At 71.5% G+C, this 21852-nt stretch carries 20 protein-coding genes; 8 read left to right on the forward strand and 12 right to left on the reverse strand.

Features of this window, described 5'->3' with window-relative positions; all coding sequences use genetic code 11:
- Positions 1–107 precede the first annotated feature (107 nt).
- The 6 genes from D1369_RS18210 to ssd form a co-directional block, all read right to left on the reverse strand.
- On the reverse strand, positions 108–485 hold the full coding sequence (locus D1369_RS18210) for a TadE family type IV pilus minor pilin (RefSeq protein WP_007383688.1): 378 nt from the start codon (positions 483–485) through the stop codon (positions 108–110).
- Complete coding sequence (locus D1369_RS18215) at positions 472–693, reverse strand: DUF4244 domain-containing protein (RefSeq protein WP_007383687.1); 222 nt, start codon at positions 691–693, stop codon at positions 472–474. Before D1369_RS18215 ends, D1369_RS18210 begins: the two co-directional genes overlap by 14 nt.
- 121 nt (positions 694–814) lie before the next feature.
- A complete protein-coding gene (locus D1369_RS18220) occupies positions 815–1603 on the reverse strand; it encodes a type II secretion system F family protein (protein WP_037900947.1) in 789 nt (262 codons plus the stop codon).
- Positions 1600–2529: a type II secretion system F family protein gene (locus tag D1369_RS18225; RefSeq protein ID WP_037903543.1), complete on the reverse strand. Its 930-nt coding sequence runs from the start codon at positions 2527–2529 to the stop codon at positions 1600–1602. Before D1369_RS18225 ends, D1369_RS18220 begins: the two co-directional genes overlap by 4 nt.
- A gap of 79 nt (positions 2530–2608) precedes the next feature.
- Positions 2609–3778, reverse strand: coding sequence for a TadA family conjugal transfer-associated ATPase (locus tag D1369_RS18230; protein WP_037903541.1), 1170 nt, complete (start codon positions 3776–3778; stop codon positions 2609–2611).
- Between the two features lie 188 nt (positions 3779–3966).
- Positions 3967–5079 carry a septum site-determining protein Ssd gene (ssd, locus tag D1369_RS18235; RefSeq protein ID WP_007383683.1) on the reverse strand — a complete coding sequence of 371 codons (1113 nt, stop codon included), beginning with the start codon at positions 5077–5079 and terminating at the stop codon, positions 3967–3969.
- A gap of 611 nt (positions 5080–5690) precedes the next feature.
- Between ssd and D1369_RS18240 the strand changes: the two genes are divergently transcribed.
- On the forward strand, positions 5691–6524 hold the full coding sequence (locus tag D1369_RS18240) for an HAD family hydrolase (RefSeq protein ID WP_007383682.1): 834 nt from the start codon (positions 5691–5693) through the stop codon (positions 6522–6524).
- A 335-nt stretch (positions 6525–6859) separates the two neighbouring features.
- Here the strand turns inward: D1369_RS18240 and D1369_RS18245 are convergent, their stop codons facing one another.
- Positions 6860–7684, reverse strand: coding sequence for a Fic family protein (locus D1369_RS18245; protein WP_007383681.1), 825 nt, complete (start codon positions 7682–7684; stop codon positions 6860–6862).
- Between the two features lie 101 nt (positions 7685–7785).
- Between D1369_RS18245 and D1369_RS18250 the strand changes: the two genes are divergently transcribed.
- A complete protein-coding gene (locus D1369_RS18250) occupies positions 7786–8766 on the forward strand; it encodes an ATP-binding protein (RefSeq protein WP_037900944.1) in 981 nt (326 codons plus the stop codon).
- 18 nt (positions 8767–8784) lie between these two features.
- Here the strand turns inward: D1369_RS18250 and D1369_RS18255 are convergent, their stop codons facing one another.
- Entirely contained in the window at positions 8785–10062 is a 1278-nt protein-coding gene (locus D1369_RS18255; RefSeq protein WP_007383679.1) for a hypothetical protein, read from the reverse strand.
- Positions 10063–10359: 297 nt separating this feature from the next.
- Here D1369_RS18255 and D1369_RS18260 point away from each other — a divergent pair, with 297 nt between their 5' ends.
- A complete protein-coding gene (locus tag D1369_RS18260) occupies positions 10360–12774 on the forward strand; it encodes a bifunctional SulP family inorganic anion transporter/carbonic anhydrase (RefSeq protein ID WP_007383678.1) in 2415 nt (804 codons plus the stop codon).
- A gap of 52 nt (positions 12775–12826) precedes the next feature.
- On the opposite strand, the gene D1369_RS18265 is transcribed toward D1369_RS18260, so the two are convergent.
- Both D1369_RS18265 and D1369_RS18270 read right to left on the reverse strand, forming a co-directional pair.
- A complete protein-coding gene (locus tag D1369_RS18265; protein WP_007383677.1) occupies positions 12827–13432 on the reverse strand; it encodes a hypothetical protein in 606 nt (201 codons plus the stop codon).
- Positions 13429–14034, reverse strand: coding sequence for an RNA polymerase sigma factor (locus D1369_RS18270; protein ID WP_037900934.1), 606 nt, complete (start codon positions 14032–14034; stop codon positions 13429–13431). Before D1369_RS18270 ends, D1369_RS18265 begins: the two co-directional genes overlap by 4 nt.
- A gap of 246 nt (positions 14035–14280) precedes the next feature.
- On the opposite strand from D1369_RS18270, the gene acs reads away from it, so the two are divergent.
- The 5 genes from acs (at position 14281) to D1369_RS43890 (ending at position 19642) form a co-directional block, all read left to right on the forward strand.
- On the forward strand, positions 14281–16239 hold the full coding sequence (acs, locus tag D1369_RS18275; protein ID WP_007383675.1) for an acetate--CoA ligase: 1959 nt from the start codon (positions 14281–14283) through the stop codon (positions 16237–16239).
- Between the two features lie 150 nt (positions 16240–16389).
- Positions 16390–17808: a Na+/H+ antiporter NhaA gene (gene nhaA, locus D1369_RS18280; protein ID WP_037900932.1), complete on the forward strand. Its 1419-nt coding sequence runs from the start codon at positions 16390–16392 to the stop codon at positions 17806–17808.
- Between the two features lie 76 nt (positions 17809–17884).
- A complete protein-coding gene (locus D1369_RS18285; protein ID WP_007383673.1) occupies positions 17885–18391 on the forward strand; it encodes a phage holin family protein in 507 nt (168 codons plus the stop codon).
- Positions 18388–19329 (forward strand): alpha/beta hydrolase, encoded by a 942-nt coding sequence (locus tag D1369_RS18290; RefSeq protein ID WP_007383672.1) that lies wholly within the window; start codon positions 18388–18390, stop codon positions 19327–19329. The genes D1369_RS18285 and D1369_RS18290 overlap by 4 nt, the downstream gene beginning before the upstream one ends.
- 127 nt (positions 19330–19456) lie before the next feature.
- A complete protein-coding gene (locus tag D1369_RS43890; protein WP_007383671.1) occupies positions 19457–19642 on the forward strand; it encodes a hypothetical protein in 186 nt (61 codons plus the stop codon).
- 22 nt (positions 19643–19664) lie between these two features.
- Here D1369_RS43890 and D1369_RS18300 read toward each other — a convergent pair whose 3' ends face one another.
- Complete coding sequence (locus D1369_RS18300) at positions 19665–20864, reverse strand: MarP family serine protease (protein ID WP_007383670.1); 1200 nt, start codon at positions 20862–20864, stop codon at positions 19665–19667.
- Between the two features lie 90 nt (positions 20865–20954).
- A complete protein-coding gene (locus D1369_RS18305; protein WP_037903539.1) occupies positions 20955–21644 on the reverse strand; it encodes a CoA pyrophosphatase in 690 nt (229 codons plus the stop codon).
- Positions 21645–21852 lie beyond the last annotated feature (208 nt).

Consider the following 21852-nt stretch of genomic DNA (forward strand, 5'->3'; position numbering starts at 1 on the left):
ACAGGCACACCGGGCACCGTCCAACCGAGCACAGGCGCACCATTCACCGCCATACCGAGCGGCCGAGAACCCCCCGCCGCCGACCTCGCGCTCCGTAGCTCCGCCGCTCATCCCTCCTCCCCCACCGTGGCCTCGACCGTCGCCTCCACCAAGGCCACGGCCTCCTCCCGCACCTCGAAGGGCAGGCCGTGCAGCGCCGGTGGCCTCGCCACGACCACGACACGGACCCGGTCGCCCTCCCGGGCGACCGTCACCTCCGCGTCGCGCGGTGCCGTGTCCCTAACCACCCGGACGACCGCCTCGGTGGGGTCCTCCCGGGCCGCCGCGCGGGCGCCCGTCCTGGCCGCGTCCACGCACTGGATCTGGGCGGCCACCACGAGCAGCCCCCACACCAGCGCCATCGCGAACATCACCAGCACGGGCAGCACCATGGCCGACTCCGCCGTCACGAACCCCTGGTCCGCCGTCCGTTCACGCCTTCGCATCGAGCGCCCGTTTCACGATGGCCTGGAGTTCCGCGCTGACGGCCCCGCTCGTCACCACCTTGTAGAGCACCACCGCGAACGCCACCGCCGCGACGATCCCCATCGCGTACTCGGAGGTGACCATTCCGTCGTCCCCGCGCATCGACCGCATCCGGCACATCGTCCTGCACACCAGGGCACCCATCCGCGCCCGCACTGCCTTGTACATCTCAACCCCCGTAAGGATCAGTCCTGTTGACTACCGTCTGACTGCTCGTTGACTGCTTGTACGCCTGCTCGTCCGTCTCCTCGTCCGTCTCCTCGTCCGCCGCCTCAGCGACCGTCGGCCGTCATCGCCCACCCCCTCCCAGCACTCCTCCCGCGAGCCCGATCACGATCGGCAGCACGCCGACGGCGATGAACGCGGGCAGGAAACACAGCCCCACCGGCGCGGTGACCAGCACAGCGGCCTTGCGTGCCCGTGCCGTCGCGGCGCGCCCCCAGTCGGCGCGGGCGTCCGCCGCGAGGCCGCCGACCGGTCCGGCCGCGGGCAGCCCGGTCACGTCGGCGCGTTCCAGCAGCCGGGCCAGCGCCCCCGCACCCGGTGTCGAGGCGAGCCTTCGCCAGGCCTCGTCCGGTTCGCCGCCGAGCCGTACCTCCGCCGCCCCGCGCGCGAGTCCCTCTCCCACGGGCCCGCCCAGAGCCTCACCCACAGCCTGGGCCGCGATCACGGGTCCGGCGCCCGCCGCGATACAGGCGGCCAGCAGGTCGGCGGCGAGCGGTAGTTGCCGGGCCGCCTCACCCGCGTCGGCCTCCTCCGCACCCACACCGGCCCTCTGGCGCAGCCGCCACCGCCACAACCCCACCGCGACGACCAGTCCGACCACGGCACCGGCGACTCCCCCGACCAGCACCCACCCGGCACACCCGACGCCGAGCACGGGCAGCCACCGCCGCGCGAACTCCCTCCCCTCGAACCGCGGGCCCTCGCCCCTGGCCTCCGATGCGGCCAGCAACTCTCCGAGCCGCCGTCGCATCCTGCGCTCACGCCGCACCGCCACGGCCCACCGGGCGAGCCAGGCGAGCGCCGACGCGGTCCCCAGAACCGCCCCCAGCCTGTGGACGAACTCCGCACTCATGCCGCCTCGGCTCCCCGTACGATCCGCGTCGCCCACCACATCCCGACGCCCTCCAGCAGGCCGCCGACCAGCAGACAGCCCAGCCCGCTCCCGGTGTGCAGAAGGACGTGCAGGGGGTCGGCGCCGAGGGCGGCACCGAGGCCCAGCCCCAGCACCGGCAGCGCGGCGAGCATCCACACCGTGGACCGTGCTCCCGCCAACTGGGCGCGGAGATCGGCCCGTTGGTCACGCTCGGCCCGCAATGCCCCTTCGAGCCGGTCGAGCCCGGCTGCGAGCCCCGCGCCCTGGTCCACGGCCACCCGCCAGCACGCGGCAAGCCCCAGCAGCCCCTCCGCCCCGGGCCGGCGAGCCGCCGCGGCGAGAGCCCCAGGAACATCCCCACCGAACCGGGCCGCCGCCAGCACAGATGCCTGTGTCTCTCCGAACCCACCGGCCTCCGGGGCCGCAAGACCGGACCCGCCCGAGCCGGCCCCAGCGCGCCCCGGCCCCTCGAAGTCCCGCACAGCCCGCACCAGCGCCTCTCCCGGTTGCCGCCCCGCACGCACCTCCCCGGCGACCAACGCGCACAGCGCGATCACCTCGGCCGCCCGCCGCTCACGCACCCGACGTTCCTCCCGGGCCAGCCGCACCCGCCGCAGCAACGGCACCCCGGCCGCCGCCGCGACGACCGGCAGCACCGAGGCCCCAAGGACGGCGAGCACCAGCCCGGCGGCCACCGCCCACCACTCGAACCCCAGCCGCCCTCGAACCCGCCGCAGCTCCCCCGCCAGCCGCCGCCACGGCGGAGGCCCCAGTCCCACCGCTCCTCCGTCGGTCAGCAGCACCTGTGCCCGCCGCACCCCGGAACGCCGCCCGCCCCACAGCCACACGGCCATCCCGAGGCACCCCACGGCCACTCCCGTCGACCCCACCGACATCTCCCCCATCCCGATCACCACGTCCTCTCACCGTCCGAGCCCGTTCGTCGCCGTCCCGTCGCCCCCCTCCCGTCCCCTCCCGTCCGGGTCATCCGCCCTCCCCCGGGCCCCGCATCGCATCCCCGAGCAGCCCCCGCAGCCGCTCCCACCCCCGCTCGTACACGAACGCCTCCGCTCCCCACCGCAGCGCCGGCACCGTCCGCACCAGCCCGGTGGAGTCCCGCTCCAGCACCCGCACCTCGGCGATCCGCCGCCGCCCGGTCCGGTCGCGCACGAGATGCAGGACGACCGACAGCGCGGCCGCCAACTGGCTGTGCAGCGCGGCCCGGTCGAGCCCGGCTGCCGTACCCAGCGCCTCCAGACGGGCCGGTACGTCGGCAGCCGCGTTGGCGTGCACGGTCCCGCAGCCGCCCTCATGGCCCGTGTTCAACGCGGCCAGCAGGTGCACCACTTCGGGCCCGCGCACCTCGCCCACGACGAGCCGGTCCGGTCGCATCCGCAGGGCCTGGCGCACCAGGTCCTCGAGCGTGACGAGCCCGGCGCCCTCCTGGTTGGCGGGTCTCGTCTCCAGCCGAACCACATGCGGATGGTCCGGCCTGAGCTCTGCCGAGTCCTCCGCGAGCACGATCCGCTCACCCGGTCCGACGAGCCCCAGCAGCGCGCTCAGCAGCGTCGTCTTCCCGGTGCCCGTCCCACCGCTGATGAGGAAGGACAGCCGCGCGTCGAGCAGCGCCCTGAGCACCCGGTCCCCGCCGGGCGGCACCGTGCCGGCGGCGACCAGTTCGTCCAGCGTGAACGCGCGGGGCCGTACGACCCGCAGGGACAGGCAGGCACAGCCGACGGCGACCGGAGGAAGCACCGCGTGCAACCGCGTTCCGTCCGGCAGCCGGGCGTCCACCCAGGGCCGCGCGTCGTCGAGGCGCCGCCCCGCCACCGCGGCGAGCCGCTGCGCGAGTCGTCGTACGGCGGCAGCGTCGGGGAAGGAGACGGCGGTCAGTTCGAGTCCGCCGCCCCGGTCCACCCAGACCCGGTCCGGCGCCGACACCAGGACGTCCGTCACCGACGGGTCGGCGAGCAGCGGCTCCAGAGGTCCGCTGCCGACGAGTTCGGACCGCAACCGCTCGGCCGCGCCCAGCACTTCGGCGTCCCCGAGGACCCGCCCCTGCTCCCGGAGCGCCTGTGCCACCCGCGCGGGTGTCGGTTCGGCTCCGCTCTCGGCCAGCCACTGCCGTACGCCGGCCAGCAGACCGGGGGCCATGTCGGCGCCGGCCGCCGAGGCCGCCGTAGGCACACCGGCCGGGGTCGGCCGCAGCCGTCCGCCGGTGCCGACCGATGCCTCGTCCGACAGCCGTCGCTCGACAGGGCCCGCTGCCGGATCACCCGTCCGCCACGCCTCGGCAGAACCGCTGCCCGCCCCGTCCATCCGTTCGACCCCTGAGAACACGCTCATGCCGCTCCCGCCTCGGTCAACGCGCGCTCCCAGAACTGCTTGCAGAACCGCGCCAGCGGTCCCCGGACGGCCGCCCCGGGTGGTGATCCGCTTCCCTGGGGCCGTTGGAGTGCCGACTCGACCGGGACCTCGCCCACCAGGGGCAGGCTCAGCAGGCGGGCCACCTCGCGGTCGTCGAGGCCGGGTGCGTACGGGCCGCGGACCGCCACCCGCAGGTCGCGCAGGACCATGCCGACCGCCGAGGCCACGCGGCCGGCCGCGGCGACGGCGCGCAGTTCGGCGGGGACGACGAGGATCCCGAGGTCCAGTTGGGCGAGGGCCTCGGCGACGCCGTCGTCGAGGCGGCGGGGCAGGTCGACGACGACGGTGCCGCCCCGACGCCGGGCTGCGGCGAGCACCGCCCGTACGGCCTGCGGCGGGACGGCGATGCGGTCGCCGCGGTCCCAGCTCAGGACCCGCAGCGAATGCAGTTGTGGCAGCGACTCCTCCAGGGCGCCGCCGCCGACCCGCCCGCGCGAGGCGGCGAACGCGGGCCAGCGCAGGCCCTCGGTGGTCTCGCCGCCGAGGAGTACGTCGAGTCCGCCGCCCAGCGGATCGGCGTCCACGAGGAGCGTGCGCAAGCCCTCACGCGCGGAGGTGACGGCGAGGGCACACGCGAGCGTGGAGGCTCCGGCCCCGCCGCGGCCGCCGATGACGCCGACGGTGAGGGCCGGGCGGCCGACGCCCTCGGTGACGTCGGCGATCCGGTCGACCAGCCACTGCTCGCCGTCGGGCAGCATCAGGACGTGGTCGGCGCCGATCTCGACAGCCCGCTTCCACACCCCGGAGTCGTCCTGGTCCCGGCCCACGAGCACCACTCCGCGCCTGCGGGCGGCTCCACGCACCCGCCGTGCGGCGTCGTCGCCGACCAGGATGAGCGGGGCGGCCTCCCAGCTGCCCCTGGGCTGCGGCACCCCGTGATGGACCTCGGCGGTCGCCCCGGCCGCCGCGCACAGCCGCAGCAGGTCGTCGAGCAGGTCCTCGTCCTCCGTGACGATCAACGGCCGGCCCGGCCGCCCCCCGGCGGCGGGCTGTCCCTCGTGTGTGACGGCTGCGGTCACGGTCTCCATCCCCCTTCGCCGCGCCACGCGGGAGCCTCCTCGAAGGCCCGCGCGACGCCTCTCTCACGCGGCCCCTTCGGCCCCGCGATTCCCAAACATGTGAAGAACCGGCAACCGGCCTCCATATGAACGGCCGATACGAACCGGCCAAACACCCCCGACTAACCAGAACCGGCCATGAAGGCGGCCCGAGCGGGACGTGTGGGAATCACGGTGCAGCGATCCTGGAAATCGTGTGGATCTTGGTCGATAACTGTGGACAACTCGGCGGTTGTGAATATCGCCATCACCCATACCGGTGAGCCCGCACCACACCGTGGACGACCTCCACAGAGCAGCGCGGTGACTACACACAGTGACCGATCATGGGCATGCAGAAAAGGCGGCCGAAGCCGCCTCGGTACGGTCACAGGACCGCGTACGAAAGAGGAAAACCCACCCGGACATGCGACGACCCCCACCGGGGGGGAGAGTGGGGGTCGCCTCCACGGCCGACTCGGGGGGGGGAGGAGCCGGACCGGGTTAGCACGGTCGCGAACGATCCGTGACTTCCATGGTGTACCCGAGAGCCCTCTCAGGCAAACCCACGCGCCTCACCTTACGCCGAATGGGCTGCGCCTATGCTCGGGGTCGTGGAAAACCACTCGTTGCCCCGCACAGCCGCCTTCTTTGACCTGGACAAGACGGTCATTGCGAAGTCGAGCACGCTCACGTTCAGCAAGTCGTTCTACCAAGGCGGTCTGATCAACCGCAGGGCCGCCTTGCGGACCGCATATGCCCAGTTCGTCTTCCTCGTCGGCGGTATGGACCACGACCAGATGGAGCGCACCCGCGAGTACCTCTCCGCGCTCGTGCGCGGCTGGAACGTCCAGCAGGTCAAGGAGATCGTGGCCGAGACCCTCCACGACCTGATCGACCCGATCATCTACGACGAGGCCGCCTCCCTCATCGAGGAGCACCACACCGCCGGCCGGGACGTCGTCATCGTCTCCACGTCCGGCGCCGAGGTGGTCGAGCCGATCGGCGAACTCCTGGGCGCCGACCGGGTGGTGGCAACCCGGATGGTCGTGGGTGAGGACGGCTGCTTCACCGGCGAGGTGGAGTACTACGCGTACGGCCCGACGAAGGCGGAGGCGGTCAAGGAGCTGGCGGAGTCCGAGGGATACGACCTGGAGCGCTGCTACGCCTACAGCGACTCGGCGACCGACCTGCCGATGCTGCGGGCCGTGGGCCATCCGCACGTGGTCAACCCGGACCGGGCGCTGCGCAAGGAAGCCCTCGCGCGCGGGTGGCCGATTCTCGATTTCCACCGTCCGGTCCGCCTCAAGCAGCGGCTGCCCGGATTCGCCGTACCGCCCCGCCCGGCGCTCGTCGCGGTCGCCGCGATAGGCGCGGCAGCGGCGACGGCAGGCCTCGTCTGGTACGCGAACCGGCGGCGCTCGACCGTGGCCTGAGGTGATTACGACTACTTGGCGCCTGTTTGAGACAAAAGTAAAGAACGACGGCCAGGGCTTCCGCTTGCTGCGGTCCAGGAGTACAAAGGGGTTAACGGCCCGCGAGACCAAGGACATCCGAGAGGATCACCTTAGAAACGCATTTGGCCCCACGGACCGAGCATGAACACCGGGCACCCACGCGACGTCGACCCGTCGATTACGGGCCAGCCGCACCAGGTGACGGGCAAAGTTCCCGACCTGATGGGCAATATCTCGAGGACGCTTGGTAACTCGGTGAACATGCCAGCGGCGGTACGAGTCCTCGTACCGCCGCAACCCTGTTCCAGGGGTTTCTACGCCGCTCCGCGCTGAAGCGCCTCGCACACCGCCGTCGACTCGCGCGCGCCCAGTTCGATCGCGCTGCCGCAGTGGGCGATCCAGGCGGCCATGCCCTCGGGAGTGCCGGAGACGTACCCGTCGAGCGCCGCCAGATAGGCCGCGCGGCCCAGTTCGGCGTGACCGACCTCCGCCGGGCAGACCGACTTCGGGTCGAGACCGCTGCCGACCAGGACGATCCGCGCGGCCGCGCGCGCCACCAGGCCGTTGTGGGAGACGAAGGGCCTGAGGGCGAGCAGCTCGCCCTGTACGACGGCGGCCGTGACCAGCGCGGGGGCCGAACTGCCCGCGATGATCAGCTCGGACAGGCCCTCCAGCCGGCCCGAGACCTCCGCCGCGGCCGGCAGCGGCAGCTCGATCAGCGGTTCGTCGACGCTCTCGCCGGCCTGACGGGGACGCCCGACCTCGTCCTCGTCGGTCGCCGCCGCGACCAGATGCAGCCGGGCCAGCACCCGCAGGGGCGACTGCCGCCAGATGGACAGCAGTTGGCCGGACTCGGAGGTCAGCCTGAGCGCCGCGCCCACGACCCTCGCCTCGTCGTCGACGCCGAAGTCGGAGCGTCGACGTACCTCTTCGAGGGCCCAGTCCGCGCCGGACAGCGCGGCCGAGCCACGGGCGCCGCGCAGGGCCGCCTCGGAGGTGATCTCGTTGCTGCGGCGCCGCATGACACGGTGTCCGTAGACCCGGTCCACGGACTTGCGCACGGACTCCACGGACTCGGCCACACCGGGCAGCGAGCCCAGGGCCGCGAGCGGATCGGCGTTCGCGCCTGTCGTACTCATGAGTACGACATTACGCAACCTCGCCGCCCACCCCTCGATGGAGTGGTCTTCTTCACGCACTCCTGTCACATACAGCTATCTGCCGACTACTCTTGGTGAACATGAAAATTGCTTTCGTCGGGAAGGGCGGCAGTGGCAAGACCACCCTGTCCTCCCTGTTCATCCGCCACCTGGCGGCCACCGGAGCACCGGTGATCGCCGTCGACGCCGACATCAACCAGCACCTGGGGCCCGCGCTCGGCCTGGACGAGGCGGAAGCGGCCGCGCTGCCCGCCCTGGGCGAGCGGCTGTCGCTGATCAAGGAGTACCTGCGCGGCACCAACCCGCGGATCGCCTCGGCCGCGGAGATGATCAAGACCACCCCGCCCGGCGAGGGCTCGCGGCTGCTGCGGGTGCGCGAGGACAACCCGGTCTACGACGCCTGCGCCCGGCCGGTGGAACTCGACGGCGACGTCGTCCGTTTGATGGTCACCGGCCCCTTCACGGACGCCGACCTGGGGGTCGCCTGCTACCACTCCAAGACGGGAGCGGTGGAGCTGTGCCTGAACCACCTGGTGGACGGGCAGGGCGAGTACGTCGTGGTGGACATGACGGCTGGCTCGGACTCCTTCGCCTCCGGCATGTTCACCCGCTTCGACATCACGTTCCTCGTCGCCGAGCCGACACGTAAGGGGGTCTCCGTCTATCGCCAGTACAAGGAGTACGCCCGTGACTTCGGCGTCGTCCTGAAGGTCGTCGGCAACAAGGTGCAGGGCCAGGACGACCTCGACTTCCTCCGCGCCGAAGTCGGGGACGACCTGCTGGTGACGGTCGGGCACTCCGACTGGGTGCGGGCCCTGGAGAAGGGCCGGCCGCCCCGGTTCGCGCTCCTGGAGGACGTCAACAGGCGCGCCCTGCACCGGCTGCGGACGGCCGCCGACGCGACGTACGACCTGCGCGACGGGCAGCGCTACACCCAGCAGATGGTGCACTTCCATCTGAAGAACGCCCAGGCGTGGGGCAACGAGCGCACCGGGGCCGATCTGGCGGCGCAGATCGACCCCTCGTTCGTGCTCGGTGAAAGCACGGTGGCGGCCGTCTGAGGACGGCCGCACAGCCGCCTACTGCTTCTTGGCCGCCGGCGCCCCCGGGACGCCCTTCGGCGCCGGGGCGGGCCGGTCGGACAGGAAGGCCGGCCAGCCCTGCTTCGGTGCCTCGCCGACCCCCAGGGCACGCAGCTTCTCAAGGGTGTTCGGGTCCTGGGCGTCCAGCCAGTCGGCGAGCTGCCGGAAGGAGACACAGCGCACGTCGGGCTTGTTGCACACCTGCTCGACGGTCTCCTTGACGGCGCGCATGTAGGTGCCGCCGTTCCAGGACTCGAAGTGGTTGCCGATGATCAGAGGCGCGCGGTTGCCTTCGTAGGCCCGCCGGAAGCCCGTGAGGAGGCCGTCGCGCATCTGGTCGCCCCAGAACTCGTACTTGCCCGGGTCGCCCTGGGTCCTGGTGCCGGACTGGTTGACCATGAAGTTGTAGTCCATGGTGAGCTGCTCGTAGGAGTGCCCGGGGAAGGGCACGAGCTGCATCGACAGGTCCCACAGGCCCTGCTTCTTCTTCGGCCAGAGCTGCTCGTTGACGCCGCTGGTGTCGTAGCGGAAGCCCAGCTCGCGGGCGGCCTTCATGAAGTTCTCCTGGCCCTCCAGGCAGGGGGTGCGGCCGCCGACGAGCTCCTTGTCGTAGTCGAAGGGCAGCGGGGAGGCCTTCGTCATCCCGGTGTTGGTCTTCCAGGACTTGACGAACTTCTTCGCCTGGGCGATCTCGTCCTTCCACTCCTCGACCGACCACTGGCCGACCCCGCCGCCGCTGCCGCAGAAGTGGCCGTTGAAGTGGGTGCCGATCTCGTTGCCCTCCAGCCACGCGAGGCGCAGCTGCTTGACGGTGTCGGCGATGCCCTGCTCGTCGTTGAAGCCGATGTCGGACCGGCCCGGGGAGTGCTGCGGCGGCCTGTACTCGGCGCGCTTGTCCTCCGGCAGCATGTACACACCGCTCAGGAAGTACGTCATCGTCGCGTGGTTCGCCTTGGCGACCTCACGGAAGTGGGAGAACAGCTTCTGGCTGTCCTCGCCGGCGCCGTCCCAGGAGAACACCACGAACTGCGGGGGCTTCTCGCCGGGCTTGAGGCGCTGGGCTCTGGGCAGGTGCGGCTGGGCTCCGGTGTACGCGGTGGAGCCGTCGCCGATCAGGCGGAACACCCGCTTGGGGGGTGCCTGGGCGGGCTTCGCCTTCAGCGGGCCGGCGGCTCCTCCCTCGAGGTCGTCGGTGCCGGTCGCGCAACCGGCGAGTGAGGCGGCGCAGACCGCGGCGACCACGGCTCCCGCGGCAATCCTGTGGGTGGCGGCCATGTTCCGCCCACCTTCTTCCTTCTCTCGGGGCAACGACAGCGCCGCCAAGTTCGCACGAGCCCGAGAAGGAATTAGTACGACAAGCCGATGAAATTGCCACTTCACCCGTTCAGGTGAGCAATTCCCCTATTTGCCCGGAAAGTCTATGCCTGCGCTTTACTCTGCATTACGATCCATTTACCGAGCGTTGATTCATCCCGCCGCTGCACGCCGTGACCCACGGCCGCGACCCGACCCCCGCCATCGACGGGGGACCACCTATTCCGCGACCGCGCTGCCCCGGAGGAGACGGGAAAAATGTCAGCCAGTGTTCCCACCCGAGCCACCGACCCGAGCGACTCGCACCACACGAGGCGCATCCACCCTTCCCACAGCCCCCCGCCGACCCCGCCCCGCCGCTTCCGTGTCGCTGGCGCCGACGTGTCGGCCTCGATCGCGGTCTTCCTGATCGCCCTGCCCCTGTCCCTGGGCATCGCCCTCGCCACCGGCGCCCCCCTCCAGGCCGGTCTCGTGGCCGCCGCCGTCGGAGGGATCGTCGCCGGCCGGCTGGGCGGCTGTCCGCTCCAGGTCAGCGGTCCCGCCGCCGGACTCACCGTGGTCACCGCCGATCTGATCCACCGCTACGGCTGGCGGACGACCTGCGCCATCACCGTCCTCGCCGGAGTGGTCCAACTCGGCCTCGGCTGCCTGCGGGTGGCCCGTACCGCGCTCGCCGTCAGCCCCGCGATCGTGCACGGCATGCTCGCCGGCATCGGTGTCACCATCGCCGTCGCCCAGTTGCACATCGTCCTCGGCGGCACCCCGCACAGCGCCGTCCTCGACAACCTCCGCGCCCTGCCCGCCCAGTTGGCGCGCGTGCAGCCCGCCGCGGTCTCGGTGAGCGCGCTGACCCTGGCGCTGCTCTTCATCTGGCCGCGCATCCCGGGCCGGGCCGGCCAACTCCTGCACAGGATCCCGGCCGCGCTCGTGGCCGTCGCCGGAGCCACCACCGCCGCCTCCCTCGCCGGGCTGGCCGTGCCGAAGGTCGACCTGCCGTCCTGGAGCAGCCATGCCCTGGCCGGACTGCCCGAGGGTCCCGTGCTGGGGCTCACCGCCGCCGTGCTCACCACCACGCTGGTGTGCAGCGTGCAGTCGCTGCTGGGTGCGGTGGCCGTCGACAAGCTGGCGTCGGGACGACCCGACCTGATCGCCGCGAGCCCGGATCCCGGTCGCCGTACCCGGGTCGGCCGCTCCGACCTGGACCGTGAGCTGCTCGGACAGGGAGCCGCCAACATCGTCTCCGGCGCCCTGGGCGGACTGCCCGTCGCCGGTGTGGCGGTGCGCAGTTCGGCGAACGTCCAGGCGGGTGCCGTCAGCCGGAACTCCACGATGCTGCACGGCGTTCTCGTAGTGATCGCCGCGCTGCTGATGGTCCCGGTCCTCGAGTTCATCCCGCTCGCCTCGCTCGCCGCCCTGGTGATGGCCGTCGGCATCCAGATGGTGTCCCTGCACCACATCCGCACGGTGACCCGCCACCGAGAGGTCCTGGTCTACGCCGTCACCACCCTCGGCGTGGTCGTGTTCGGCGTCCTGCAGGGCGTGACGCTGGGGATCGCCGTCGCCGTCGCCGTCTCCCTGCACCGCCTCACCCGCACCCGGATCACCCACTGCGAGAGGGAAGGAGTCCATCATGTCCACGTACGCGGGCAGTTGACGTTCCTCGCGGTGCCCCGGCTGAGCCGGGCCCTGCACCTCGTCCCCCAGGGGGCCGACGCCGTCGTGGAGCTGGACGGGTCGTTCATGGACCACGCGGCCTACGAAGCGCTGCAGGACTGGCAGAAGACGCACACCGCGCAGGGCGGTTCCGTCGAGCTGACCGGACGCAGACCTGGGACGCGCATCGCCGAGCCCGACTCCGCCCACTGCCGCTGCCGCCCCTGGACGGCCTGGCGCAACCACCAGTGCGAGCGCCCGCACACCGCGCAGGCCGCCGGACAGCCCGGTGCGTCCGGCGAGCCCTGTACCGCGCAGGCTCCGGGCGCGCCCCGCGAGTCGAGCGGGCAGGAACTGGCGCGTGGCATCAGCGCGTTCCAGCGCAACACCGCGCCGATCGTGCGCGGTGAGCTGGCCCGGCTGGCGCGCGAGGGCCAGCAGCCCGACCAGCTCTTCCTCACCTGCGCCGACTCACGGCTGGTCACCTCGATGATCACCTCCAGTGGTCCGGGCGACCTGTTCGTGGTGCGCAACGTGGGCAACCTCGTCCCCCTGCCCGGTGAGGAGAGCGGGGACGACTCGGTGGCGGCCGCCATCGAGTACGCGGTGGACGTGCTGAAGGTGCGCTCCATCACGGTGTGCGGGCACTCCGGCTGCGGGGCCATGCAGGCGCTGCTCAACTCCGAACCGGGCGGCGCCCGTACCCCGTTGAAGCGGTGGCTGCGACACGGACTGCCCAGTCTGGAGCGGATGGCCGACGGCAGCGGGCCCTCCGCCGGGCTTGCCGGGCGGGCGCCCGCCGACGCGGTGGAACAGCTCTGTCTGACCAATGTGGTGCAGCAGTTGGAGCATCTGCGGGCGCACGAGCCGGTGGCCCGGGCGCTGCGGGAGGGAGAGTTGGAGCTGCACGGGATGTACTTCCATGTGGCCGAGGCGCAGTCGTATCTGCTCACCGAAGCGTCCGGCGCGGAGGTGTTCGACCTCGTGAGGGATGCGGAGGGCCTGCCCAGCCCTGCGTAGCCGGGGCCCGCCCCTGGGCGCGCGGAGACACCGGCGCGCCCACACCGCCTGCTCAGTGGAGACCGGACGTCTCCGCCGGGCGGGGCTCCGGGGCTGGGATCGGATTGCACGGGGCGACCTCGCCGCGGAAGAAGCCGTAGCCGGTGACCGGCTGGAAACTCCCGTCGGGCCGGCGCTGCCTCAGGTTTTCGAGGACCAGGGAGTCCCCGCGCCGCAGGTCGAAGATCCAGCTGGGGCCCTCGCTCGGATCGGAGCGGCCCGAGACCTCCTTCCCCCGTGGCTCGGTGCACTCGTAACCGTTCGGCACCTTGTCCACGACCACGTGGATGCCGTGCTTCTCGAGCCGTTCGACGAGTCCGTCCGGCAGGGTGCCGCCGAGGCCGAAGTCGTTCATGGTGACCGTCACACTCCCGTCCGAGTGCGACACCACCGCGTAGGCGGGGCTCTGGGCGGGGGAGCCCGGCATCAGCACCCACGCGCCCGCGACAGCGGCGCAGGCCAGGGCGACGAGGCCGAGCCTCGGCGTGGTGAGGGCCGGGAGACGGCGGCGCCGCCCGGGCGGCGGCGCCGCGTCCGCCGCAGGGGCGTCCGCGCGCAGGTCGATCTCGCGGTGCAGTTCCGCCAGCAGCCGGTCCTCGAATGTCGTCCTGGTGGTCATGCCTCTCCCCCGGTTCCGCCGGTGACGTATGACAGGGATGTGCCGAGCGGCCCGTCGGTGGGCTCACCCGCCGCCCCGCGCAGCGACTTGCGCGCCCGGTGTAGCCGTACCCGGGCCGTGACCTGGGTGATGCCCAGTGCGGCGGCGGCCTCGGAAACCGTCAGCTGGTCGACCGCGACCAGTTCCAGGACGGCCCTCTCCCCCGCGGGGAGCCGTTCCAGCGCGGCCAGGGCGCGGCGGCCCGGGCTCTGCGCGTCGAGCTTGTCCTCCAGGCGAGCGATGTCGTCGGGCTCCAGCAGCCGCCGGCCCGAGATGCGCCGGTCGCGGTCGGTCTCGCGGGCCACCCGTCGGCGCTCCCCGGCGACCACGTTGCGCGCGACGCCGTACAGCCATGCCCTCTCGCTGCCCCGGGACGGGCGGTAGGTGTGGGCGGAGTCCAGGACCGCCAGGAAGATCTCGGCCGTCAGGTCGGCGACCGTGTGGGGATCCGCGACACGCCGGGCCACGAAAGACGTCATCGCGTCCACATGGCGCCGGTAGAACTCCTCGAAGAGCTGTGGGTCGCGGGCCGCGGCCCGCGGTCCGCCCCGTATCCCGTCCACTCGGGCTCCCTTCTCGTCGAGCGCCGGTGCTCGACGGCGCTTCACCCGTACTTGGGCGGGAGTGTGAAAGGCGTTACACGTGGTGAACTCCGCCTGGTCGGCGTCCGTGGGTACGGATGGGCCGGGCCGCCGGACTCGACGAATCCACAGGTCTAAACCAATTTTCGGTCGGCCCTTGTCATCGCACCCCCGGTCTGATGAGCTGTGGCCCGGGACACAACGGACACCCTGGGAAAGGCAGATGCCGTGAGCAACGAAAGCCTGGCCAACCTGCTCAAGGAAGAGCGCAGGTTCGCACCCCCCGCCGACATGGCCGCCAACGCCAACGTCACGGCGGAGGCGTATGAGGAGGCCAAGGCTGACCGGCTGGGTTTCTGGGCCGCGCAGGCCCGCCGGCTGAGCTGGGCCAAGGAGCCGACCGAGACCCTGGACTGGTCGAACCCGCCGTTCGCCAAGTGGTTCCAGGACGGCGAGCTCAATGTGGCGTACAACTGCGTCGACCGGCATGTCGAGGCGGGGCACGGCGACCGGGTCGCCATCCACTTCGAGGGCGAGCCGGGCGACAGCCGCGCGATCACCTACGCCGAGCTCAAGGACGAGGTCTCCAAGGCCGCGAACGCCCTGCTGGAACTGGGGGTCCGCAAGGGCGACCGGGTCGCCGTCTACATGCCGATGATCCCCGAGACGGCCGTCGCGATGCTCGCGTGCGCGCGGATCGGCGCGGCCCACTCCGTGGTCTTCGGCGGGTTCTCGGCGGACGCCCTCGCCACCCGTATCCAGGACGCCGACGCCAAGGTCGTCATCACCTCCGACGGCGGCTACCGGCGCGGCAAGCCGTCCGCGCTCAAGCCGGCCGTCGACGAGGCGGTCGGCAAGGCCGGCAACGTCGAGCACGTGCTGGTCGTCCGCCGGACCGGCCAGGAGGTCGCCTGGAACGACAGCCTGGACGTGTGGTGGCACGAGATCGTCGAGCGGCAGTCCGCCGAGCACGCCCCCGAGGCGTTCGACGCCGAGCAGCCGCTGTTCATCCTCTACACGTCCGGTACGACGGGTAAGCCCAAGGGCATCCTGCACACCTCCGGCGGCTACCTCACCCAGGCCGCGTACACCCACCACGCCGTCTTCGACCTCAAGCCGGAGACCGACGTCTACTGGTGCACGGCCGACGTCGGCTGGGTGACCGGGCACTCGTACATCGTCTACGGCCCGCTCGCCAACGGCGCCACCCAGGTCATGTACGAGGGCACGCCGGACACCCCGCACCAGGGCCGTTTCTGGGAGATCGTCCAGAAGTACGGGGTGACGATCCTGTACACGGCGCCGACCGCGATCCGTACGTTCATGAAGTGGGGCGACGACATCCCCGCGAAGTTCGACCTGTCCAGCCTGCGGGTGCTCGGCTCGGTCGGTGAGCCGATCAACCCCGAGGCGTGGATCTGGTACCGCAAGCACATCGGCGCCGACCGGACCCCGATCGTGGACACCTGGTGGCAGACCGAGACCGGCGCGATGATGATCTCCCCGCTGCCGGGGGTGACCGCGACCAAGCCCGGTTCCGCGCAGACGCCGCTGCCCGGTATCTCGGCCACCGTCGTCGACGACGAGGCGAACGAGGTCCCGAACGGCGGAGGCGGCTACCTCGTCCTCACCGAGCCGTGGCCGTCGATGCTTCGCACCATCTGGGGCGACGACCAGCGCTTCCTGGACACCTACTGGTCCCGCTTCGAGGGCAAGTACTTCGCCGGTGACGGCGCGAAGAAGGACGACGACGGCGACATCTGGCTGCTGGGCCGCGTCGACGACGTCATGCTGGTCTCCGGCCACAACATCTCCACCACCGAGGTGGAATCCGCGCTCGTCTCCCACCCCTCGGTCGCCGAAGCGGCCGTCGTCGGTGCCGCGGACGAGACGACCGGACAGGCCATCGTCGCCTTCGTGATCCTGCGCGGCACGGCGAACGCCGAGGACGAGGGCCTCGTCGCCGACCTGCGCAACCACGTGGGCGACACCCTCGGTCCGATCGCCAAGCCGCAGCGGATCCTGCCGGTGGCCGAGCTGCCGAAGACCCGCTCCGGCAAGATCATGCGCCGTCTGCTGCGGGACGTGGCCGAGAACCGGCAGCTCGGTGACGTCACCACGCTGACGGACTCCACGGTCATGGACCTCATCCAGGCCAAGCTGCCGGCCGCGCCCAGCGAGGACTGAGCGGCTTCTTGAACAAGGGGGCGCCGGGCGCGAGAGCGCGCCGGGCGCCCCTTTTAGGTAAACTAAACAAAACAGCGTGACCCTCAAGGTGTGCCGGGAAGTCTGGTCGGCGAGTAGCCCAGTCCTGCCCACCGACCGGAGGTCCCCCTGATGCCCGCGCCCACCCGTAAGGTCCTCGGACGTCTCTCCCTTCCCGAGCGGACCTTCGTCGCGGACGCGCTGCGCACCGAGACGGTCGGCGGTGTGCTGCTGCTCATCGCCGCGGTCGCCGCGCTGGTCTGGGCGAACGTCCCCGCCCTGCACGGCAGTTACGAGAGCGCCAGCGACTACCACCTGGGCCCCGCGGCCCTCGGACTCGACCTGTCGATCGAACACTGGGCCGCCGACGGACTCCTCGCGATCTTCTTCTTCGTGGCCGGCATCGAGCTCAAGCGCGAGCTCGTCGCCGGTGACCTGAAGGACCCCAGGGCGGCCGCGCTGCCCGTGGTCGCGGCCCTGTGCGGCATGGCCGTACCGGCACTCGTCTACACGCTCACCAACCTCACCGGCGGCGGCTCCCTGTCCGGCTGGGCCGTGCCCACCGCCACCGACATCGCCTTCGCGCTCGCCGTGCTCGCCGTCATCGGCACCTGGCTGCCGAGCGCGCTGCGCGCCTTCCTGCTCACCCTCGCCGTCGTCGACGACCTCTTCGCGATCCTGATCATCGCGGTCTTCTTCACCTCCGACATCGACTTCGTGGCACTCGGCGGCGCCGTCGTGGGCCTCGCGGTCTTCTGGGTGCTCCTGCGCAAGGGCGTGCGCGGGTGGTACGTGTACATCCCGCTCGCGCTGGTGATCTGGGCGCTGATGTACAACAGCGGCATCCACGCCACGATCGCGGGCGTCGCGATGGGTCTGATGCTGCGCTGCACCAGACAGGAGGACGAGAAGCTCTCCCCGGGCGAGCGCATCGAGCACCGCGTACGGCCGCTCTCGGCCGGCCTGGCCGTCCCACTGTTCGCCCTCTTCAGCGCGGGTGTCTCCGTCTCCGGCGGCGCGCTCGGCGATGTGTTCACCCAGCCGGAGACGCTCGGCGTGGTCCTCGGGCTGGTGGTCGGCAAGGCGCTCGGAATCTTCGGCGGGACCTGGCTCACGGCCCGCTTCACCCGGGCCTCGCTCAGCGACGACCTCGAGTGGGCCGACGTGTTCGCGGTGGCGACCCTGGCGGGCATCGGCTTCACCGTGTCCCTGCTCATCGGGGAGCTCGCCTTCGACGGCGACGCGACGCTGACCGACGAGGTCAAGGCCGCCGTACTCCTCGGCTCGCTCATCGCGGCCACCCTCGCGACCGTGCTGCTGAAGCTGCGCAACGCCAAGTACCGCAGGCTGTACGAGGCCGAGGAGCGCGACGACGACCAGGACGGCATCCCGGACGTGTACGAGGAGGACGACCCGGCCTACCACCTGCGGATGGCGGCCATTTACGAGCGCAAGGCGGCCGAGCACCGCCGGATCGCCGAGCTCAAGACCGCCGAGCGGCTTGCCGAAGTGACGGGCGGGGCAGGCGAGGAGGACCACCGTCGGGCATGATCTGACGGGACGGTACAAAAGACACGACCCATACACAGTCACGGCCCATACAGAGTCAGTGAAGAGGGAGACCGCGATGAGCGCACCCGACGGCAGCCCGGTCGGCGCCGAACGCAGCATCGGCCAGCTGTTCGCCTCGGCGACGACCGAGATGTCGGCACTGGTGCACGACGAGATCGCGCTGGCGAAGGCGCAGCTCAAGCAGGACGTCAAGAAGGGCGCGATGAGCGGCGGCGCGTTCAGCGTGGCCGGCGGGGTCCTGCTGTTCTCCCTGCCGATGCTCAACTTCGCCCTGGCGTACGGCATCCGGACCTGGAGCGACTGGAACCTCGCGGTCTGCTTCCTGCTGTCCTTCGCCGCCAACGTCCTCGTCGCGCTGGTCCTCGCGCTGATCGGTGTCGTCTTCGCGAAGAAGGCGCAGAAGAGCAAGGGCCCGCAGAAGGTCGCCGCGTCGATGAAGGAGACGGCGGGCGTGCTCCAGAACGCCAAGCCCCACCCGCGTGCCGACAGCGACACCAAGGTCCTGGAGGAGCGGGTCCGTAACGCGAAGGCCATCGAGGCTGTGGCACGCTCGTCGTCATGACCGATCCCGCCGCTTCTTCGGCGCAGCAGCCCGCCTCCCTCGTACGGCCCGACGGTCCCTGGACGCACCGGGACGTGGCGGCCAACGGCGCGCGCTTCCACATCGCCGAACTGGGCGACGGACCGCTCGTGATGTTCCTGCACGGCTTCCCCCAGTTCTGGTGGACCTGGCGCCACCAGCTGGAGGCGCTCGCCGACGCCGGCTTCCGGGCCGTGGCCATGGATCTGCGCGGCGTCGGCGGCAGCGACCGCACCCCGCGCGGCTACGACCCCGCCAACCTCGCCCTCGACGTCACCGGCGTGATCCGCTCCCTCGGCGAGCCGGACGCCGCGCTGGTCGGCCACGACCTGGGCGGCTATCTGGCGTGGACGGCGGCCGCGATGCGCCCCAAGCTCGTACGACGGCTCGCGGTCGCCTCGATGCCGCATCCCCGGCGCTGGCGCTCGGCGATGCTCTCGGACGTCAAGCAGACGCGGGCCGGCTCCTACATCTGGGGGTTCCAGCGGCCCTGGGTCCCCGAGCGGCGGCTGACCGCGGACGACGGCGCCCTGGTCGCCGAGCTGATCCGGGACTGGTCCGGCCCGCGGCTGCCGGACGACAAGGCGGTGGAGACGTACCGCGCGGCGATGTGCATCCCCTCGACGGCGCACTGCTCGGTCGAGCCGTACCGCTGGATGGTGCGGTCGATGGCCCGCCCCGACGGGATCCAGTTCAACCGGCGCATGAAGCGGCCTGTCCGTGTGCCGACCCTGCATCTGCACGGCTCGCTCGACCCGGTGATGCGGACGCGCAGTGCGGCCGGGTCCGGGGAGTACGTCGAAGCGCCGTACCGCTGGCGGCTGTTCGACGGTCTGGGGCACTTCCCGCACGAGGAGGATCCGGTCGCCTTCTCGACAGAACTGATCAATTGGCTGAAGGATCCCGAACCCGATCGGTGACCGACGCGTCGCGCCCGGTATCCGGACCTGAACACCTGTCCTACGAACGGCCACTTGCCCGGCGCATAGGCCAATTGGGGGGCGTGGGGGCGGTTATCGACCTTGGGGCAGGGGCACACGTCCGGGTATGGGCTGGACGCACGACTACGGTGACGTGGCACGCAATCGACGCTCGGGCGCTGCCCTGAGCTCCCACCATCAGGGCGGTGCCCCGCAACTGCCGGGGGGCACGGATCTGAGGGTGGGCATCCCGCGCATCCTGCGCCGCCGGGCCCGCTGGGTCTCGGTACGCCTGCGTCACCCCCGGGGCTGACGCACCCGTCGTCCAACCCCTCTCACAGCGCGCAGCTGTCGCTGTCCACCTGCTGGTTCGCGGTGCGCCCCTTGACGATGTCCTGCTGGATCTCGTCCGCGGTGAGCGCGTACCCGGTGTCGGGGTCGTCGAGCGACTTCGCGAAGACCACGCCGTAGACCCTGCCCTGCGGGGTCAGCAGCGGACCGCCGGAGTTGCCCTGGCGGACGGTCGCGAAGAGGGAGTAGACGTCGCGGTTGACGGTGCCGCGGTGGTAGATGTCCGGTCCGTGGGCGTCGATGCGCCCGCGCACGCGCGCGGAGCGGACGTCGTACGAGCCGTTCTCCGGGAAGCCCGCGACGATCGCGCTGTCCCCGCTGGCGGCGTCCTCGGACGTGAACTTCAGCGCGGGCGCGTCCAGATCGGGCACGTCCAGGACGGCGATGTCACGCTGCCAGTCGTACAGGACGACCGTGGCGTCGTACTTCCTGCCCTCGCCGCCTATCTGGACCGTGGGCTCGTCGACGCCGCCGACGACATGGGCGTTGGTCATGACACGGCGGTCGCCGAAGACGAAGCCGGTGCCCTCCAGGACCTTGCCGCAGCTCTGCGCGGTGCCCATGACCTTGACGATGGAGCGCTGGGCGCGGGTGGCGACGGCGCTGTGCACGAGCTTGGGGTCGGGCGGCTGGACCTCCTTGATGGGCTCGTTGGAGAACGGGCTGAAGACCTGCGGGAAGCCGTTGTCCGCGAGGACCGAGGTGAAGTCCTTGAACCAGGTGTCCGCGTCGGAGGGCAGCACCTCCTGGACGCCGAGGAGCACCTTGGAGCCACGCACCTCCTTGCCGACCGTGGACATCGTGGTCTGCGCGAGCATGGCACCGATCAGCCAGGCCACCAGGAGCATCGCCACGACGTTCACGAGGGCGCCGCCGGTGGCGTCGACGGCTCGCGCGGGCGACCAGGTGATGTACCGGCGCAGCTTGTTGCCGAGGTGAGTGGTCAGGGCCTGGCCGACGGAGGCGCAGACGATCACGATGACGACGCCGACGACGGCGGCGACCGTGCCAACCTCGGCGTGATCGGTCAGCGCGTCCCAGATGACGGGAAGGGTGTAGACGGCGACGAGACCGCCGCCCAGGAATCCGATCACCGACAGGATGCCTACGACGAAGCCCTGGCGGTAGCCGACGATCGCGAACCACACGGCGGCGACCAGCAACAGGATGTCCAGCACGTTCACCGGTTCGAGCCTCGCCTCATCACTTCGCGTTCCCCACAGGTCGGCCGCCCGGGGGCTGCCCCGGGAAGACACAGCACGGACGCCACCCTGTCATGCGCGCCAGTCGAGCGGGACCTGCTTCTCGCGGTCCCAGGGGCGCTCCCAGCCCGCGTAGTGCAGGATCCGGTCGATGATTCCGGCGGTGAAGCCCCAGACCAGGGCCGATTCGACCAGGAATGCCGGACCTCGGTGTCCGCTGGGGTGGACGGTCGTCGCACGGTTGTCGGGGTCCGTGAGATCCGCCACGGGGACCGTGAAGACGCGGGCGGTCTCGTTCGGATCGACGACCCCGACCGGGGTCGGCTCGCGCCACCAGCCCAGCACCGGGGTCACCACGAAGCCGCTGACCGGGATGTACAGCTTGGGCAGCACGCCGAAGAGCTGGACGCCCGAGGGGTCGAGGCCCGTCTCCTCCTCGGCCTCGCGCAGGGCGGCCCTGAGCGGCCCGTCGCCTTTCGGATCGCCGTCCTCCGGGTCGAGCGCGCCACCGGGGAACGACGGCTGCCCGGCATGCGACCTGAGCGAACTCGCCCGCTCCATGAGCAGCAGCTCGGGCCCGCGGTCGCCCTCCCCGAACAGGATCAGCACCGCAGACTGCCGCCCCGCGCCATCCGCGGGCGGCAGGAAGCGGCTCAGCTGGAGCGGCTCGACCGTCTCCACGGCGTGCACCACCGGGTCCAGCCAGGCCGGCAGCCCGTCCTTGCTGAGCGTCACGCCCTCCGTATGGCTCGCCCGAGTCATCGCCACCCCTGTCGTCCTGCACTGCCCAACGCCTGACGGCCCCTAGATCGTTCCGCCCGGACCCGGCACCGGCCCGACCGGCACGGCCTCGCACTCGGCCGGGCCCGGCCAGGCGAACACACCGACGGGGCCCGGACCGGCACGCCGACTGGGGTTGACGCGTCGGTCCGGCTCAGCACCGCGGTCCAGCGCAGACCTCGGGCCCGGC

Origin of the sequence: Streptomyces sp. CC0208, assembly GCF_003443735.1 — a bacterium.
Lineage (GTDB): Bacteria > Actinomycetota > Actinomycetes > Streptomycetales > Streptomycetaceae > Streptomyces > Streptomyces sviceus.

Bases quoted from the DNA above. Each gene is read 5' to 3' on its own strand.
- D1369_RS18210 (WP_007383688.1), bottom strand. From the start codon at position 485: ATGCGAAGGCGTGAACGGACGGCGGACCAGGGGTTCGTGACGGCGGAG.
- D1369_RS18215 (WP_007383687.1), bottom strand. From the start codon at position 693: ATGTACAAGGCAGTGCGGGCGCGGATGGGTGCCCTGGTGTGCAGGACG.
- D1369_RS18220 (WP_037900947.1), bottom strand. From the start codon at position 1,603: ATGAGTGCGGAGTTCGTCCACAGGCTGGGGGCGGTTCTGGGGACCGCG.
- D1369_RS18225 (WP_037903543.1), bottom strand. From the start codon at position 2,529: ATGGGGGAGATGTCGGTGGGGTCGACGGGAGTGGCCGTGGGGTGCCTC.
- D1369_RS18230 (WP_037903541.1), bottom strand. From the start codon at position 3,778: ATGGCCCCCGGTCTGCTGGCCGGCGTACGGCAGTGGCTGGCCGAGAGC.
- ssd (WP_007383683.1), bottom strand. From the start codon at position 5,079: ATGGAGACCGTGACCGCAGCCGTCACACACGAGGGACAGCCCGCCGCC.
- D1369_RS18240 (WP_007383682.1), top strand. From the start codon at position 5,691: ATGCTCGGGGTCGTGGAAAACCACTCGTTGCCCCGCACAGCCGCCTTC.
- D1369_RS18245 (WP_007383681.1), bottom strand. From the start codon at position 7,684: ATGAGTACGACAGGCGCGAACGCCGATCCGCTCGCGGCCCTGGGCTCG.
- D1369_RS18250 (WP_037900944.1), top strand. From the start codon at position 7,786: ATGAAAATTGCTTTCGTCGGGAAGGGCGGCAGTGGCAAGACCACCCTG.
- D1369_RS18255 (WP_007383679.1), bottom strand. From the start codon at position 10,062: ATGGCCGCCACCCACAGGATTGCCGCGGGAGCCGTGGTCGCCGCGGTC.
- D1369_RS18260 (WP_007383678.1), top strand. From the start codon at position 10,360: ATGTCAGCCAGTGTTCCCACCCGAGCCACCGACCCGAGCGACTCGCAC.
- D1369_RS18265 (WP_007383677.1), bottom strand. From the start codon at position 13,432: ATGACCACCAGGACGACATTCGAGGACCGGCTGCTGGCGGAACTGCAC.
- nhaA (WP_037900932.1), top strand. From the start codon at position 16,390: ATGCCCGCGCCCACCCGTAAGGTCCTCGGACGTCTCTCCCTTCCCGAG.
- D1369_RS18285 (WP_007383673.1), top strand. From the start codon at position 17,885: ATGAGCGCACCCGACGGCAGCCCGGTCGGCGCCGAACGCAGCATCGGC.
- D1369_RS18290 (WP_007383672.1), top strand. From the start codon at position 18,388: ATGACCGATCCCGCCGCTTCTTCGGCGCAGCAGCCCGCCTCCCTCGTA.
- D1369_RS43890 (WP_007383671.1), top strand. From the start codon at position 19,457: ATGGGCTGGACGCACGACTACGGTGACGTGGCACGCAATCGACGCTCG.
- D1369_RS18305 (WP_037903539.1), bottom strand. From the start codon at position 21,644: ATGACTCGGGCGAGCCATACGGAGGGCGTGACGCTCAGCAAGGACGGG.